Origin of the sequence: Rhodococcus sp. NPDC127527 (assembly GCF_042672245.1) — a bacterium.
Lineage (GTDB): Bacteria > Actinomycetota > Actinomycetes > Mycobacteriales > Mycobacteriaceae > Rhodococcus_G.
Genome location: NZ_JBHXVP010000005.1, coordinates 251,459 through 265,581, shown reverse-complemented (window position 1 = coordinate 265,581; position 14,123 = coordinate 251,459). Strand labels below are relative to the sequence as shown.

General features: G+C 69.4%; 16 protein-coding genes. 7 read left to right on the top strand and 9 right to left on the bottom strand.

Features of this window, described 5'->3' with window-relative positions; all coding sequences use genetic code 11:
• Window positions 1–37: 37 nt before the first annotated feature.
• Window positions 38–1,345 (bottom strand): MFS transporter, encoded by a 1,308-nt coding sequence (locus tag ACFVH2_RS11690; protein ID WP_378424605.1) that lies wholly within the window; start codon window positions 1,343–1,345, stop codon window positions 38–40.
• Window positions 1,342–1,992: a pyridoxamine 5'-phosphate oxidase gene (pdxH, locus tag ACFVH2_RS11685; RefSeq protein WP_378424721.1), complete on the bottom strand. Its 651-nt coding sequence runs from the start codon at window positions 1,990–1,992 to the stop codon at window positions 1,342–1,344. Before pdxH ends, ACFVH2_RS11690 begins: the two co-directional genes overlap by 4 nt.
• A gap of 232 nt (window positions 1,993–2,224) precedes the next feature.
• Between pdxH and ACFVH2_RS11680 the strand changes: the two genes are divergently transcribed.
• Both ACFVH2_RS11680 and serC read left to right on the top strand, forming a co-directional pair.
• A complete protein-coding gene (locus ACFVH2_RS11680; RefSeq protein ID WP_378424603.1) occupies window positions 2,225–3,349 on the top strand; it encodes a citrate synthase 2 in 1,125 nt (374 codons plus the stop codon).
• A gap of 63 nt (window positions 3,350–3,412) precedes the next feature.
• Window positions 3,413–4,528 (top strand): phosphoserine transaminase, encoded by a 1,116-nt coding sequence (gene serC / locus ACFVH2_RS11675; protein ID WP_378424601.1) that lies wholly within the window; start codon window positions 3,413–3,415, stop codon window positions 4,526–4,528.
• Window positions 4,529–4,619: 91 nt separating this feature from the next.
• Here the strand turns inward: serC and ACFVH2_RS11670 are convergent, their stop codons facing one another.
• Window positions 4,620–5,138 (bottom strand): hypothetical protein, encoded by a 519-nt coding sequence (locus ACFVH2_RS11670; RefSeq protein ID WP_378424599.1) that lies wholly within the window; start codon window positions 5,136–5,138, stop codon window positions 4,620–4,622.
• Between the two features lie 227 nt (window positions 5,139–5,365).
• Here ACFVH2_RS11670 and ACFVH2_RS11665 point away from each other — a divergent pair, with 227 nt between their 5' ends.
• Window positions 5,366–6,151 carry an MBL fold metallo-hydrolase gene (locus ACFVH2_RS11665; RefSeq protein ID WP_378424597.1) on the top strand — a complete coding sequence of 262 codons (786 nt, stop codon included), beginning with the start codon at window positions 5,366–5,368 and terminating at the stop codon, window positions 6,149–6,151.
• Complete coding sequence (locus ACFVH2_RS11660; protein ID WP_378424595.1) at window positions 6,148–7,599, top strand: flavin-containing monooxygenase; 1,452 nt, start codon at window positions 6,148–6,150, stop codon at window positions 7,597–7,599. The genes ACFVH2_RS11665 and ACFVH2_RS11660 overlap by 4 nt, the downstream gene beginning before the upstream one ends.
• An 8-nt stretch (window positions 7,600–7,607) precedes the next feature.
• On the opposite strand, the gene ACFVH2_RS11655 is transcribed toward ACFVH2_RS11660, so the two are convergent.
• The 4 genes from ACFVH2_RS11655 to ACFVH2_RS11640 form a co-directional block, all read right to left on the bottom strand.
• Window positions 7,608–8,027, bottom strand: a complete 420-nt coding sequence (locus ACFVH2_RS11655) for a DUF1801 domain-containing protein (protein WP_378424593.1) — start codon at window positions 8,025–8,027, stop codon at window positions 7,608–7,610.
• Between the two features lie 196 nt (window positions 8,028–8,223).
• Window positions 8,224–8,613, bottom strand: coding sequence for a RidA family protein (locus ACFVH2_RS11650; protein WP_378424592.1), 390 nt, complete (start codon window positions 8,611–8,613; stop codon window positions 8,224–8,226).
• Between the two features lie 13 nt (window positions 8,614–8,626).
• Window positions 8,627–9,118, bottom strand: a complete 492-nt coding sequence (locus tag ACFVH2_RS11645; protein WP_378424590.1) for a nucleoside deaminase — start codon at window positions 9,116–9,118, stop codon at window positions 8,627–8,629.
• Window positions 9,115–9,948 (bottom strand): hypothetical protein, encoded by an 834-nt coding sequence (locus ACFVH2_RS11640; RefSeq protein ID WP_378424588.1) that lies wholly within the window; start codon window positions 9,946–9,948, stop codon window positions 9,115–9,117. The genes ACFVH2_RS11645 and ACFVH2_RS11640 overlap by 4 nt, the downstream gene beginning before the upstream one ends.
• A 196-nt stretch (window positions 9,949–10,144) precedes the next feature.
• On the opposite strand from ACFVH2_RS11640, the gene sepH reads away from it, so the two are divergent.
• The 3 genes from sepH (at window position 10,145) to ACFVH2_RS11625 (ending at window position 12,924) form a co-directional block, all read left to right on the top strand.
• On the top strand, window positions 10,145–10,984 hold the full coding sequence (gene sepH / locus ACFVH2_RS11635) for a septation protein SepH (protein WP_378424586.1): 840 nt from the start codon (window positions 10,145–10,147) through the stop codon (window positions 10,982–10,984).
• A gap of 68 nt (window positions 10,985–11,052) precedes the next feature.
• Window positions 11,053–12,117 carry an alpha/beta fold hydrolase gene (locus ACFVH2_RS11630; RefSeq protein ID WP_378424584.1) on the top strand — a complete coding sequence of 355 codons (1,065 nt, stop codon included), beginning with the start codon at window positions 11,053–11,055 and terminating at the stop codon, window positions 12,115–12,117.
• An 81-nt stretch (window positions 12,118–12,198) separates the two neighbouring features.
• Window positions 12,199–12,924: a DUF6928 family protein gene (locus ACFVH2_RS11625; RefSeq protein WP_378424582.1), complete on the top strand. Its 726-nt coding sequence runs from the start codon at window positions 12,199–12,201 to the stop codon at window positions 12,922–12,924.
• A gap of 77 nt (window positions 12,925–13,001) precedes the next feature.
• On the opposite strand, the gene ACFVH2_RS11620 is transcribed toward ACFVH2_RS11625, so the two are convergent.
• Together ACFVH2_RS11620 and ACFVH2_RS11615 are read right to left on the bottom strand one after the other, a co-directional pair.
• Window positions 13,002–13,229 carry a DUF2537 domain-containing protein gene (locus ACFVH2_RS11620; protein ID WP_378424719.1) on the bottom strand — a complete coding sequence of 76 codons (228 nt, stop codon included), beginning with the start codon at window positions 13,227–13,229 and terminating at the stop codon, window positions 13,002–13,004.
• A gap of 17 nt (window positions 13,230–13,246) precedes the next feature.
• Window positions 13,247–14,053, bottom strand: a complete 807-nt coding sequence (locus ACFVH2_RS11615) for a TrmH family RNA methyltransferase (RefSeq protein ID WP_378424580.1) — start codon at window positions 14,051–14,053, stop codon at window positions 13,247–13,249.
• Window positions 14,054–14,123 lie beyond the last annotated feature (70 nt).

The following is a 14,123-nucleotide window of genomic DNA, read 5'->3' as shown; positions in this document are numbered from 1 at the left end:
TCCACCACAGGGGCGAACCTGCCACCAATTCGGTCGGTTAGTTTCGTCCCACCCGATATCGCAGGAACGTCGGGAAGGCCAGACAGGCCAGGACGACTCCGACGACCACCAGAATTCCGCCGCCTGCGGCCGCGACCGCGGTACCCGCGAGGTACGCCGTCGCGCCGTGCAGCACGTCGCCGATCCGGGGTCCGCCCGCGACCACCACGATGAACACGCCCTGCAGCCGGCCGCGCATCTCGTCGGGCGCGACCTGTTGGAGCATGGTGCTGCGGAACGCGGCGGAGACCATGTCCACCGCGCCGCCGAAGGCGAGAAACGCCAGCGCGATCCACAGCAGGGCGGGACCGCTGTCGGGCGAGGCGAGGCCCACCGCGACGCCGAACCCGACCATCGCCAGACCCCACGCCACGATGCACAGGACCACCGCACGCCCCTGGTAACTCACGCCGGGCAGCCAGCCCGAGAACACGCCGCCGATGACCGCACCCACGGACATCGCGGCGAACAGCAGACCGAGGGCGAGACCACCGGACGCGGGGTCGCCGAAGGTCTCGTGGGCGATCTGTGGGAACAGTGCCCGCGGCATGCCGAAGACCATCGCGATGATGTCCACCACGAACGAGGCCAGCAGCACCTTCTGACTGGACAGGTACCGGAATCCGTCCAGCACGGCGGCGAAGCCGGCCCGGGTGGTGTGGCCGGTGGGCGGCAGCTCCGGGAGGGCGAGCACCGCCCACAGCGTTGCCAGCAGCGCGATCGCGTCCACCAGGTACAGGCTGGGCAGCCCGATGGTCGGTATCAGCACGCCCGCGAGCAGCGGTCCGGCGATGGCGCCGAACTGCACGACCGTCATGTTCAGCGAGTTGGCTGCGGGCAGTTGGTCGCCGGGGATCAGCCGCGGAATGATCGCCGCGCGGGTCGGCTGGTTGACCGCGAAGAAGGCCTGTTGCAACGAGAACAGGCCGAGCACCAACCACACGTTGTCGACGCCGCGGGCGGCCTGCAGCCAGAACAGCACCGACGTGACGATCAGCCCGACCGTGGTGATCGTGATCAGCCGACGGCGGTCCATGACGTCGGCCAGGGCCCCGCCCCACAGCCCGAACACCACCAGCGGCACCAGCCCGAAGACGCCGGTCAGGCCGACGTAGGCGGAACTGCCGGTGATCTCGTAGACCTGCTGCGGCACCGCGACCACACTGAGCTGTGCGCCGATGACGGTGACGATGCCCGCGATCCACAGCCGTCGGTAGTGCGGTTCGCGCAGGGGTGTGGTGTCGGCCAGCAGCCGACGTTTTCTCACGTCCGCCTCGCGCTTCGCCTCGGGTCTGGTGTCGGTCACGGCTGCAGACGCTCCGCGGTCCAACCGGACTCGGTGCGGGTGACCAGGACCCGGTTGTGCATGCGGTTCGCCCGGCCCTGCCAGAACTCGACGGTGCGCGGCCGGATGAGGAAGCCGCCCCACCCGGGCAGCGTCGGCACCTGCTCCGTGCCCGCGAACCGGGCGGTGACCTCGGCGAGCTGCGCGTCGAGGGCAGCGCGGGAGTCGATCGGCCGTGACTGCTGTGAGGCCCATGCGCCGAGCTGTGAGCCACGCGGGCGGGTGCGCCAGTACGCCTCGGTCACGTCGTCGGGGACCCGACTCGCCTCACCACGGACGGTCACCTGGTGCGCGAACGCGATCCAGGAGAAAGTCGCCGATGCGTGCGGGTTGGCGTCGAGTTCACGCGCCTTGCCGGACCCGTAGTTGGTGTAGAAGACCAGCCCGTCCTCGGACAGGCCCTTGCACAGCACGGTGCGCGAGGCGGGCCGTCCGTCGGGATCGACGGTGGCCAGCACCATCGCGTTGGGTTCGGCGATCCCGGAGGTACGGGCCTGGTCCATCCACTTCTGCAGCAGCGGCAGCCAGCCGTCGGCGACCGCGGCCACGTCCAGATTCGACTCCTGCGCAGGCGAATTCGTACCCTGAGCCGCGTAGGCCACCCGCATGGCGGCCAGATCGACGGGGCCGGTGGACGGGCGTTCGGGATCGGGTGACACAGCCGATGACGTTACCCCCGGGTATGCACTGCTCACCTGCGGCGTGGAACGGGATAGAGTTCTGCGGTGACCGCGGCGTCACGTGCCTGCACAACTCGCACTCGCCGCGCAGGACGGTGTGTTGGCTTTTATCAGTGCAGCCCGGACCGGTGGCACTGAAGATGAGGAGAGTCCACGAGCAATGGCATCGAGCGCGGCAGTACCCGAGGATTTCGTCAGTGGACTCGAGGGCGTCGTTGCCTTCACCACCGACATTGCCGAACCCGACAAGGACGGCGGCGCGCTGCGCTACCGCGGCGTCGACATCGAAGACCTGGTCGGACGCGGCGTCACCTTCGGTGACGTGTGGGCACTGCTCGTCGACGGCCAGTTCGGCCAGGGCCTGCCGCCCGCCGAGCCGTTCCCCCTGCCCATCCACACCGGAGACGTCCGCGTCGACGTGCAGGCCGGCCTGGCCATGCTGGCGCCGATCTGGGGCTACCAGCCGCTGCTCGACATCGACGACGAGACCGCCCGCGACCAGCTGGCCCGTGCCTCGGTGATGGCGCTGTCCTACGTGGCGCAGTCGGCCCGCGGCATCTACCAGCCCGCGGTCCCACAGAAGGTCATCGACGAATGCGACACCGTCACAGCACGTTTCATGACCCGCTGGAAGGGTGACCCGGACCCGCGACACACCGAGGCCATCGACGCCTACTGGGTGTCCGCCGCCGAGCACGGCATGAACGCGTCCACCTTCACCGCCCGCGTCATCGCCTCCACCGGCGCCGACGTCGCGGCCTCGCTGTCCGGTGCCATCGGCGCGATGTCCGGCCCGCTGCACGGCGGCGCCCCGGCCCGCGTGCTCCCGATGATCGAGGAGACCGAGAAGTCCGGCGACGCCCGCGCGCTGGTCAAGGGCATTCTGGACCGCAAGGAGAAGCTGATGGGCTTCGGGCACCGCGTGTACCGCGCGGAGGACCCGCGCGCCCGCGTGCTCCGCGCCACCGCCAAGCGTCTGGACGCGCCGCGCTACGAGGCGGCCGCCGCGCTCGAGCAGGCCGCCCTCGCCGAGCTGCGCGAGCGTCGCCCGGACCGCGCCATCGAGACCAACGTCGAGTTCTGGGCCGCGGTCATCCTCGACTTCGCCGAGGTGCCCGCGCACATGATGCCCGCGATGTTCACCTGTGGCCGCACCGCCGGCTGGTGTGCCCACATCATGGAGCAGAAGCGGCTCGGCAAGCTGGTCCGCCCGGCGGCCATCTACACCGGCCCCGCCCCCCGCACCCCCGATTCGGTCGCGGGCTGGGACAAGATCGCCGGCTAGTACGGCCTGCAAGCAGGCCGTACCGGCCTCGTCACCATCAACACAGAAGGACGCACAGACGCGATGAGCACCCCGATCATCCCCGCCGAACTCAAGCCCGTCGACGGCCGCTTCGGTTGCGGACCCTCGAAGGTCCGCCCCGAGCAGCTGCAGTCGCTGGTGGAGGTGGGCGCCTCGGTGTTCGGCACCAGCCACCGCCAGAAGCCGGTCAAGGACGTCGTCGCCCGCGTGCGCTCGGGCCTCGCCGACCTGTTCTCGCTGCCCGAGGGCTACGAGGTGGTCCTCGGCAACGGCGGCACCACCGCGTTCTGGGATGCCGCCGCCTTCGGACTGATCCGCGAGAAGTCGCTGCACCTGACCAACGGCGAGTTCAGCTCGAAGTTCGCCTCGGTCGCCAAGGCGAACCCGTTCATCGGTAACCCGATCGTCGTCTCGGCCGAGCCGGGCAGCGCGCCCGCGCCGGTCTCCGACCCGTCGGTGGACCTGATCGGCTGGGCGCACAACGAGACCTCCACCGGTGTCGCGATCCCCGTCTCGCGTCCGGCGGGCTCGGAGAACGCGCTGATCGCGATCGACGCGACCTCCGGCGCCGGCGGTCTGCCCGTCAACATCGCCGATTCGGACGTGTACTACTTCGCACCGCAGAAGTGCTTCGCCTCCGACGGCGGGCTCTGGATCGCGATCATGAGCCCGGCTGCACTGGCACGCGTCGAGGAGATCAAGACCTCGGGCCGCTGGACCCCGGACTTCCTGTCGCTGCCGATCGCGGTGGACAACAGCTCGAAGGACCAGACCTACAACACCCCGGCGCTGGCCACCCTGCTGCTGTTCGCGAACCAGATCGAGTGGATGAACGGCAACGGCGGCCTGGACTGGGCCACCTCGCGGACCAAGGACTCCTCGGACCGCCTGTACTCGTGGGCCGAGGCCAGCGAGTACGCGACGCCGTTCGTCGCGGACCCGGCGCATCGCTCGCAGGTCGTCGGCACCATCGACTTCGACGACGAGGTCGACGCGGCCGCGGTCGCGAAGATCCTGCGCGCCAACGGGATCGTGGACACCGAGCCGTACCGCAAGCTGGGCCGCAACCAGTTGCGCGTCGGCATGTTCCCGGCGATCGACCCCGACGACGTGACCGCGCTGACCAAGAGCATCGACTGGGTCGTCGGCCAGCTCTGACCCGGACGGCGCCGGATCCTTCGAACGACACAGCCCCCGATCGAGAGATCGGGGGCTGTGTCGTTCTCGTGGGGTGACGATCACCCGACCGTCAGCTGCTGAACATGCCCAGCACGCCGTTGAGCAGGCCCTGGACGGAGCCGAGGTCGGCCGATCCGCCGGCCGTCTCCGCGCCGCCGGTGACCGTCACGCGGACCGACGCGATCGGATCCTGGTAGTCGGTGTCGCCCTCCTCCTTGCACTTGGTCCGGACCTGGTACTCGCCGTCCGCGAAGGTGGCCGAGGTGCCGGTGCCCGAGGCCCCGGTCAGCACCTCGCCGGCCTTCATGGACTCGCCGACGACCAGGTAGCTCTGGCCCACCTTGGTGGTCGAGTCGAGGACCGTGGCGTCGCCGCGGTAGACGGTGCCCTCGCACTTGACGAACGGCTTGGTCGTGTTCAGGCCGGTGATCGTGGTGGTGATGGTGCCCTTGCCCGCGTCGGCGGCCACGGTCGCGCCGCCGGTGACCGCAGCGGAGCCGACAGCCGGGTTCACGAGCAGTCCGAGCGCCGAGAGTCCCGCGACGGTGGCGACGCCGGCAAGGCGACGCGCGGTGAAGGAGGTTGCCACTGGTGAGTCCTGTTCGTCGAAGTCGGTAAGCCTGCCCTTGTTAAGGGCAGGCTTAGTTAATAGATTTACCAAGTCCTAGTCAAGTGAAAACTTTCTGCGACGTTTCGCCTGCTCCGAAGCGGTTTGTGTGCGCTACTGTCGATCACAGACAGTTCTGTCGGAAGGAACAGGGGCGTGCCGATATGAGCTCCCGAATCCACCACCTCAGCTGCGCGACGCTGTGTCCGGTGGCTGGCCGGGTGCCCGGGCTAATGCCGTCCCGGCTGGTCGCGCACTGCCTGCTGGTGGAGGGTCCCGACGGGCTGGTCCTCGTCGACACCGGGTTCGGCACCGCAGACGTGGCCGACCCGGCCGGTCGGCTCGGTCGCACCTTCGCGCTGGCGACCGGCGCCCGGATGAGCGCCGCGGACACCGCGATCGCGCAGGTGCGCGCCCTCGGACTCGACCCGCGAGACGTCCGCGACATCGTGCTGACCCACCTCGACGCCGACCACGCCGGGGGCATCTCCGACTTCCCGTGGGCTCGCGTGCACGTCCACCGCGACGAGCTGGCGACCGCGCGGGGGCGACATGGTCGGCTCGGCCGCACCCGCTACAGCGTCCGGCAGTGGCAGCACGACCCGCAGTGGGTCGAGCATGCGGCCGGTGGTGACGACTGGTTCGGATTCGAGTCGGTGCAGGCGGTCGGCGAGGACGTCCTGCTCGTCCCGCTGCGTGGGCACACCGCGGGGCACTGCGGCGTGGCGGTCCGCCGCCCGTCCGGCGGGTGGTTCCTGCACGCGGGCGACGGCTACTTCTTCCGCGGTGAGAAGCACACGCCGCCGAGCAGTCCGCCCGGCATCCGCGTCTTCCAGACCGTCATGGAGATGGACCGCGGCGCGCGCCTCGCCAATCAGGACAGGTTGCGTGAGCTCCACGCCGGGAACGGTGACGAGGTCACGATCTTCTGCGCGCACGACGAGGTCGAGTTCGACGCCGCCGTAGCCGACCTCGAAGGGAGGACGATTCGATGACCACCGCACCCGAACACCTCGACGTGCTGATCGTCGGCGCGGGACTGTCCGGGATCGGCGCCGCGCACCAGATCCAGGCCAACTTTCCGGCGCGCTCGTTCGCGATCTTCGAGGCCCGCGACGCCATCGGCGGCACCTGGGACCTGTTCCGCTACCCGGGTGTGCGTTCGGACTCGGACATGCAGACCCTCGGCTACCGGTTCCGGCCGTGGACCGACGAGAAGTCCATAGCGGACGGTCCGGCAATCCTGGACTACGTCCGCGACACCGCCCGCGAGGCCGGCCTCGACCAGCGCATCCGGTTCGGCCACAAGGTGATTCGTGCCCAATGGTCCACTCCGGACGCGCGCTGGACGGTGCAGGCGAGCCACGGCGACGAGGTGGTCACCGTGACGTGCACGTTCCTGTACCTCTGCAGCGGCTACTACCGCTACGACGAGGGGTTCACGCCGAACTTCGAGGGCACCGACCGCTTCGAGGGGTCGATCGTGCACCCGCAGCACTGGCCCGAGGAACTCGACTACACCGGCAAGAAGGTCGTCATCGTCGGCAGCGGCGCCACCGCCGTGACGCTCGTCCCGGCGATGTCCGAGCGGGCCGAGCACGTGACGATGCTGCAGCGCTCCCCCACCTACATCGCGGCGCTGCCGTCGAGGGACCCGATCACCAACGGCCTGCGCCGGCTGCTCGGCGACCGGTTGTCGTACCCGATCGCCCGTTGGAAGAACGTCGCGTTCATGACCGTCACGTTCCAGCTCAGCCAGCGGCGGCCGCGGCTGATCAAGGCCGTGCTCCGGCGGGCGCAGGAGCGCGCGCTACCCGCGGGCTACGACATCGACACCCACTTCACGCCGCGGTACAACCCGTGGGACCAGCGCATGTGCCTGGTGCCGGACGGCGACCTGTTCCGGGCGATCCGGCACGGCGAGGCGTCGATCGTCACCGATCGCATCGTCACCTTCACCGAGAAGGGTCTCGCGCTCGAATCCGGCCGGGAACTCGAGGCGGACGTGATCGTCACCGCGACCGGGTTGAACCTGCTGGCCTTCGGCGGGATCGACCTCGTCGTCGACGGCAGGACGGTGTCGCTGCCGGACACGTTGGCGTACAAGGGCATGATGCTCAGCGACGTGCCGAACTTCGTGTTCACCATCGGCTACACCAACGCGTCGTGGACGCTCAAGGCCGACCTGGTGTCGGACTACGTGTGCCGACTGCTCGCGCACATGGACGACAAGGGGCACGCCGTGTGCGTGCCGACCAACGACGATCCGACGCTCACCACCCGACCGCTGCTCGACTTCGCCGCCGGCTACGTCACGCGCTCGATCGACGAGTTCCCGCGGGCCGGCTCGAGGTCGCCCTGGCAGCTCGGCATGAGCTACGCGCACGACGTCGTGACGCTGCGACACGGCAAGATCGAGGACGGTGCGATGCGGTTCGGTTAGGGCATGCCCTAACGTGGCCGCCGACCCGCCGAGGACGTGTTCAGATCGACGGCAGCGCGAACGAGCGCCGTGAACGCCTCGTCGTCGATCGTGTCGTCCTCGTGGAAATCGATGGCACGCCTGGTTTTTCCTTCGAGGCTCGAATTGAACAGGCCCGCAGGGTCGGGCAGCGACGCCCCCTTCGCGAAGGTCACCTTCACGATCTCCTTGTACGTCTCACCGGTGCAGATCATGCCGGCGTGGTACCACACCGGCACCCCTCGCCACTTCCACTCCTCGACCGCCTCGGGATCGGCCTGCTTGACCAGACTTCGGATCCGCGCCAGCATCTCGCCGCGCCAGTCACCGAGCTCCCTGATTCTCGCGTCGATCAACCGAGCGGGAGAATCCCCCGCGTCCCCGTCCGTCGAGCCGTTCCTCGTCGCCATGGTGTCAGTCGCTCTCGTCGTGGTTGCCCCCACCCGCCACTCGAGTATCCCCGCCGACCACCGTGCCCGCATCGTGAAACGCAGCCGACGCGCCACTGGCGTACGGGCTCAGCGCCTTCGGCCTGGCTCCGCGCTCGGCCGGTCGTGAAGGAATCCACCCGGGAGACTGGCGGAATCCTCCACGACCGTGGGCGGACTACTCCGAGACGATCGCGTCGGCCTCGATCTCGATGAGCAGGTCGGCGTCGATGAGCTTGCTGACCTCGAGGATGGTGGTGGCCGGGCGGATCTCGCCGAAGACCTCGCCGTGTGCCAGACCGGCCTCTTCCCAGCGGCTCATGTCCGTGAGGTACATCCGGGTGCGGATGACGTCCTCGGGCTTCGCGCCCGCCTCGCCGAGCGCGGCGACGATCCGGCGCAGCGCCTCGCGGGTCTGCTCGGCCAGGCTGTCGCCGCCGACCGGCCCATCGGATCCGGAGGCAGTGGTGCCGGACACCGACACCTGCTGCCCGATGCGCACGGCCCGCGAGTAACCGATCTTCGACTCCCAGTCGGAGCCGGACGAGATGTTGTTTCGATTCGACATGGCGCCGATTCTGTCAGGGCCGCTCGCGCTGCTCCGCAACGAACCTCCGGAACGGCTCGAGCGCCTCGTCGCCGAGTACCGGGCCGGTCACCTCGATCTCCTCCTCGGTGGACTGGGCCACGTCAGCGCAGCTGAGCCGGAACGTCGGCCCGCCACCGAGGATCTCGCCGAAATCCGAAGCCCTGGCGGCGAACACGATCCGGCGTACCCCCGCCCACACCATTGCCGCGCTGCACATCGGGCACGGTTCGCCGCTGGCGTAGACGGTGCCGCCGATCAGCCGGGACGCGTTGCCCTCCGAACAGGCCGTCGTGATCGCGTCGAGTTCCGCATGCTCGGTCACGTCCCCCGAGGTCGCCACCGAGTTCGCGCCCTCGCTGACCACACTGCCGTCCGACGCGACCGCCACCGCGCCGAAAGGCCGGTTCCCCGCGTCCCCGGTCTCGACCGCGAGTGCGAGCGCACGGCGCAGATGGACCCGGTCGACCTCACCGATCTCGCTCACGTCACGACCTCCCCCTGAATCCGATGCAGCAGGGCGTTCGTTCCCACGCCCAGCGCGATGAATGCGATCCCGAGCCAGGTAGGCCCGCCGTCCGTAGCCAGGGTAACGATCCCGATCGGGATCAGCCACACCGCCAGCGGCGCGAACAGGTCCCTCAGGGACGGAACCGGTTCGCCGGGACGACCTTCCGCCGCGGCCACCTGCGCACGCGCCACATCGGGATACCAGTTGGTGAACTGCAGTGCGCACAACAGCGCCGCGGTCTGAATCACCCAGCTGGTCCACAGGTTGTCCGGATCGCCCAGGATCGCGTCACCGTAGAAACCCGCGACCGCGGCGACCAGGAAGGCCAGCGCCCACGCCCCGGTCAACACGTAGTTCGTCCGCAGGAAGGTCGGCGTATGCCAGTACTGCTCCTCCACCTCCTCGCGCGCGTACTGGATCGTGAAGGGGACGCGGGCGAGCATCGATCCCACCGCGATGAGCACCAGGGTGATGTTCGCGATTTCTCCGAGCCAGGTCTCGAGCCAGTCCTGCCCGGCCTCGTCCAGTGCGAAGTGCAGCAGCACAAGTCCCGCGAAGAACACCACGTCGACAACGCCCAAGACCTTGAGGGAACGGCCGCGCAGCAGGTCCACCACCAGGAACAGCACCGAGAGCGCGAGCGCGACTCCCGCGACCACGACGAGCCGCCCCGGCCCCTCGAACACCCCGAGCACGATCCAGGGCGCGAGTCCGGTGAGGGGACCGTCGAGCAGCGCACCGAACGCCTCGAAGGCCCGCCGTGCGGGCGAGGAGGCCCGCGCTGTCTCGGGCACGTTCTCGACCATCACGCCCGATGTTAAACCCCGCCAACGCGGTTCGAGGCCGAACGGAGGCCCGGTCGGCGGATCGGAACCTGAGAGGATAGCGCGCCACGAAGCGAACGGGCTCACCCGACGTGGCGTGTCCAGAGCGCGCGCCAATCACGGGTCGATTACAGTCGGCACGGGCAAGATCGCGAATCGACCCGATGAGGAGGTCAGAGTGCGAGAACTTTCCGTGATCGGACTGGAGCCCGGCGGATCGCACGTGGTGTGCGCCGACCGCGAGACCGGCGAGCGGTTCCGCATCCCCGCCGACGACAAGCTGCGCGCGGCGTCCCGCGGCGACATTGCACATTTCGGCCAGATCGAGATCGAGTCGGAGAGCCAGCTTCGTCCACGCGACATCCAGGCGCGCATCCGCGCCGGCGCGACCATCGAGCAGGTCGCCGACGAGGCGGGCGTCTCCGTCAAGCGGGTCGAACGCTTCGCCCATCCGGTGCTGCTGGAACGCGCACGTGCCGCGGAGATGGCGCAGGGCGGACACCCCGTCAGGGAGAACGGCCCGACCGTCGAGACACTGGCCGAGATCGTCGCGCTCGCCTTCCGCACCCGCGGACACAACATCGACGACGCGACGTGGGACGCCTGGCGCGACGACGACGGGCACTGGATCGCCCAGCTTCAGTGGCAGGCCGGCCGCACCGGCAACGCCGCCCACTGGCGGTACCAGCCGGACGCCCACGGCGGAACTATCGCGGCCCTCGACTCGGCGGCGACGGACCTGCTCGACCCCGACTTCGGCCGCCCACTGCGCGGCCTCGCCCCGCTCGCCCTCGAGGTCGGCGGCGTCACGGCCGAGGAACCGATCGAGGAGCCGATCGAGGAGCCGGACCCCGATCAGCTGCCACTGCTCGAGCCCGACGTGGACGCCGCCGAGGACGACGAGCATCCCCACAAGGTCGCGCCGCAGCACCAGGGCGGTAAGGACAAGCGTGGAAAGCCGTCGCTTCCGTCCTGGGACGACGTGCTCCTCGGCGTCCGGAGCAGCGGCCGAGTCTGAGCACGCCAGGCTTACGGTAACCTTCGGTAACACATAACGGGGTATCCGCAAGCGCAAGGGGAAAACGCGTGCTCGACTTCGACTGGCGTCCGCGCCTGAACACCATGGCCCGCAACGCCTGGGGGCTGACCTTCGGCGACGGCGTCGAGTCGGTCGACCCCACCCCCGCCGAGCATCTGCACAGCGGACCCCATCGCGATCTCTACCGTTTCGGCGTCGAGCGCAGGCAGGACGCGCGACCGGTTCTGCTGGTGCCGCCGCTGGCCGTCGCCGCGACCTGCTTCGACCTGCGGCCCGGCCAGAGCTTGGCGGCTCATCTACTGGACGGGGGCCACGCGCCCTACCTCGTCGACTACGGCACCATGACCGCGGCGGACCGCCGGATGGGCTTCGAGGCCTGGGTCGACGACATCCTCCCCGAGACGATCCGCCGAATCAGCGCACTGCACGACGGCGCACCGGTCGACCTGGTGGGCTGGAGCCTCGGCGGGACTCTCTCGCTGCTCACCGCGGCGGCGCACGCCGACCTCCCGATCCGCTCGGTGACCGCGGTCGGAACGCCGATCGACTACGCCCGCATCCCCGTGATCGCCCCACTGCGGGTGGTCGGCCACGTCACCAGCGAGCGCCCGCTCACCGCCGCCACCTGGGCGCTCGGTGGCCTGCCCGCGTCTGTCGTACAGGTCAGCTACCGCGCGACGGCACTTCAGCGCGAGCTGATGCGGCCGTGGTTCATCGCCCGCAACCTGCACGACACGGAGTCGCTTGCACGGATGGAGTCCATCGACCGGTTCATGGCCGCCATGCCCGGCTACCCGGCCCGGTTCTTCCACCAGCTGTGCACCCAGCTGATCCTCGGAAACGCCCTCGGGGCAGGCCGATTCCGACTCGGCGATCGCACCGTCGAACTGTCCGAGATCGCCGTACCGGTGCTCGCGGTCGGCGGGACCACCGACGTCATCGCACCCGCCGCCGCGGTCGAGGCCCTCGTCCCGCTGCTCACCGCGTCGCCGTCGGTGCGCTACGAGGCCGTGCCGGGCAGCCACCTCGGGCTGGTGGCCGGCCCCGGCGCGAGGAACACCACCTGGCGGTTCCTGGACGAGTTCCTCGGTGAACCGGTACCCGCCATCTGACGACGCCGCGGTGCGCCGACGCCCAATCCGCCCCGAACGTCGTACCCTGCTTGCAAAGGGAACGAAAGCGAGGTGCGGGCCGTGGCGGCCAAAGCATCAACGATCTGGTACGTCGACGCCCCGGACCCCCTTGCAGTGCTGCGCGACGACGCCGAGTGCGACGCCGATGCGGCCCGCGCACTCGTCGGTGCGCTCTATCCCGAAACAATCGTCGCACCACTGACTTCCGGCCCCCTCGCCACCTCCGCCGGGGTCGGCAGGCACGAGGTGTACATCGGCAGCTACCCCGGACTCACCGTGGTGTGCGGCGCGAACCTCGCCGTCCACCAGCCGTCCACGCTCGACGAATCGTGGACGCGGCCACTGGCTTCCGAATCGACGTACCTGGTCTGCACGGACCCGAACACGTCGTGGGCCGCCTTCGCCTGCTGGGAGCGCGGCGTCCTGCGCCGGTCGTTCAGCGCGACGCCGGCGCACATCTACGAGAACATCGGCATCCCGCTGGTGTGGGAGCTCCCGTTCTGGGCGGGCGAGCACCCGATGAACCACCCGATCGAGGTGCTGCCCGACCCACAGTCGTTGCCGTTCAACCCCTGCGAGTTCGCGGAGGCCGCGAACGCCGAATGGCTGGGCTTCCGCTACACGGGTCCGGTCCGCGACGGGGAGATCGACGCGTCGACGATCGACGTCCGCGGATTCAGCGTCTACGCCGAGGGCGAGATACCTCCGGTTCCTGCTCGGCAACCGAGACCCGGCGGGAATCTACGCCGCTGGCTGCGCCGGCTCGCCGGAGCGGAGCTTGCGTAGCGACCATGACACCGGAGCGGAGCTTGCGTAGCGACCATGACACCGGAGCGGAGCTCGAGTCGCGACCAGACTGACCGTCAGCCGGCGCCGAACAGCAGTGCCACCCAGCCCGTGGCGATCCCGATCACGCTGCCCAGCACGACCCATCTCCACACCGGTACCGCTCGCCACTGCCACAGCGTCGGGGCGACGCCGGCCGCGACCACCAGGTTGACCACGATCGACAGCAGCGGATGCACGGCCACCATCGCAGCGCCACAAGCGATTACGGCGACGGCGACAACCGCTGCCGAGAATCCCGCCACGACCCAGCCGGGACCGTTCACCCGCCGGTCCTGACCCGTTCGTAGAACGCCATCGCCGCTGCCGTCGCCACGTTCAGCGAATCGGTGCCGGGCGCCATCGGAATCCGCGCCCGCACATCGGTCTTGCGCATCGTGTATTCGGACAGTCCCGGCCCCTCGGCACCGAGGAGCAGTGCCACCTTTTCGCCCGTCATCGCCTCGGCGAGGGTCACGGCGGACGGATTCGGTGTCAACGAGATCAACTGAAAACCCTTGTCCCTGAGCGACTGCAGCCCGTGCGGCCACTCCGGAACCCGGGCGAACGGGACCCGCAGCACGTGCCCCATCGACACCCGGACCGCACGCCGGTAGAGGGGGTCGGCGCAGGCGCCGCCGAAGAGCACTGCGTCCACCCCGAGTCCGGCGGCGTTGCGGAACATCGAACCGATGTTCTCGTGGTCGTTGACGCCCTCGAGCACCGCGACCGTCCGCGCACCTTTCAGCACCGCGTCCAGGTCGAGTTCGGCCGGGCGGTGCGCGGCGGCCAGCACGCCCCGGTTGAGGTGGAACCCCACGACCTCGGCCATCACGTCGGCGGTGGTCCGGTAGAACGGCACGTCGACCCCGTCCAGGTCTGTCGCGAGTTCACCGAGCCTGCGGTCCACCCCGAGCAGGCTGATCGGGTCGAAGCGTGAGGCGAGCAGTCGCTGGGCGACGAGTACTCCCTCGGCGATCACCAGCCCCTTGCCGTCGGGCAGGTCGGGACGGCGATCCGAGGAGTTGAGATCGCGGAAGTCGTCGAGTCTCGGATCGGCCGGATCGTCTATGTCGATAACGTGAACCACGCGACCATCTTGCCGCACGGACCTGCGGCCCTCGGATCCAGAACCAGGAGTGGAGCCTGCGGAGCGACCA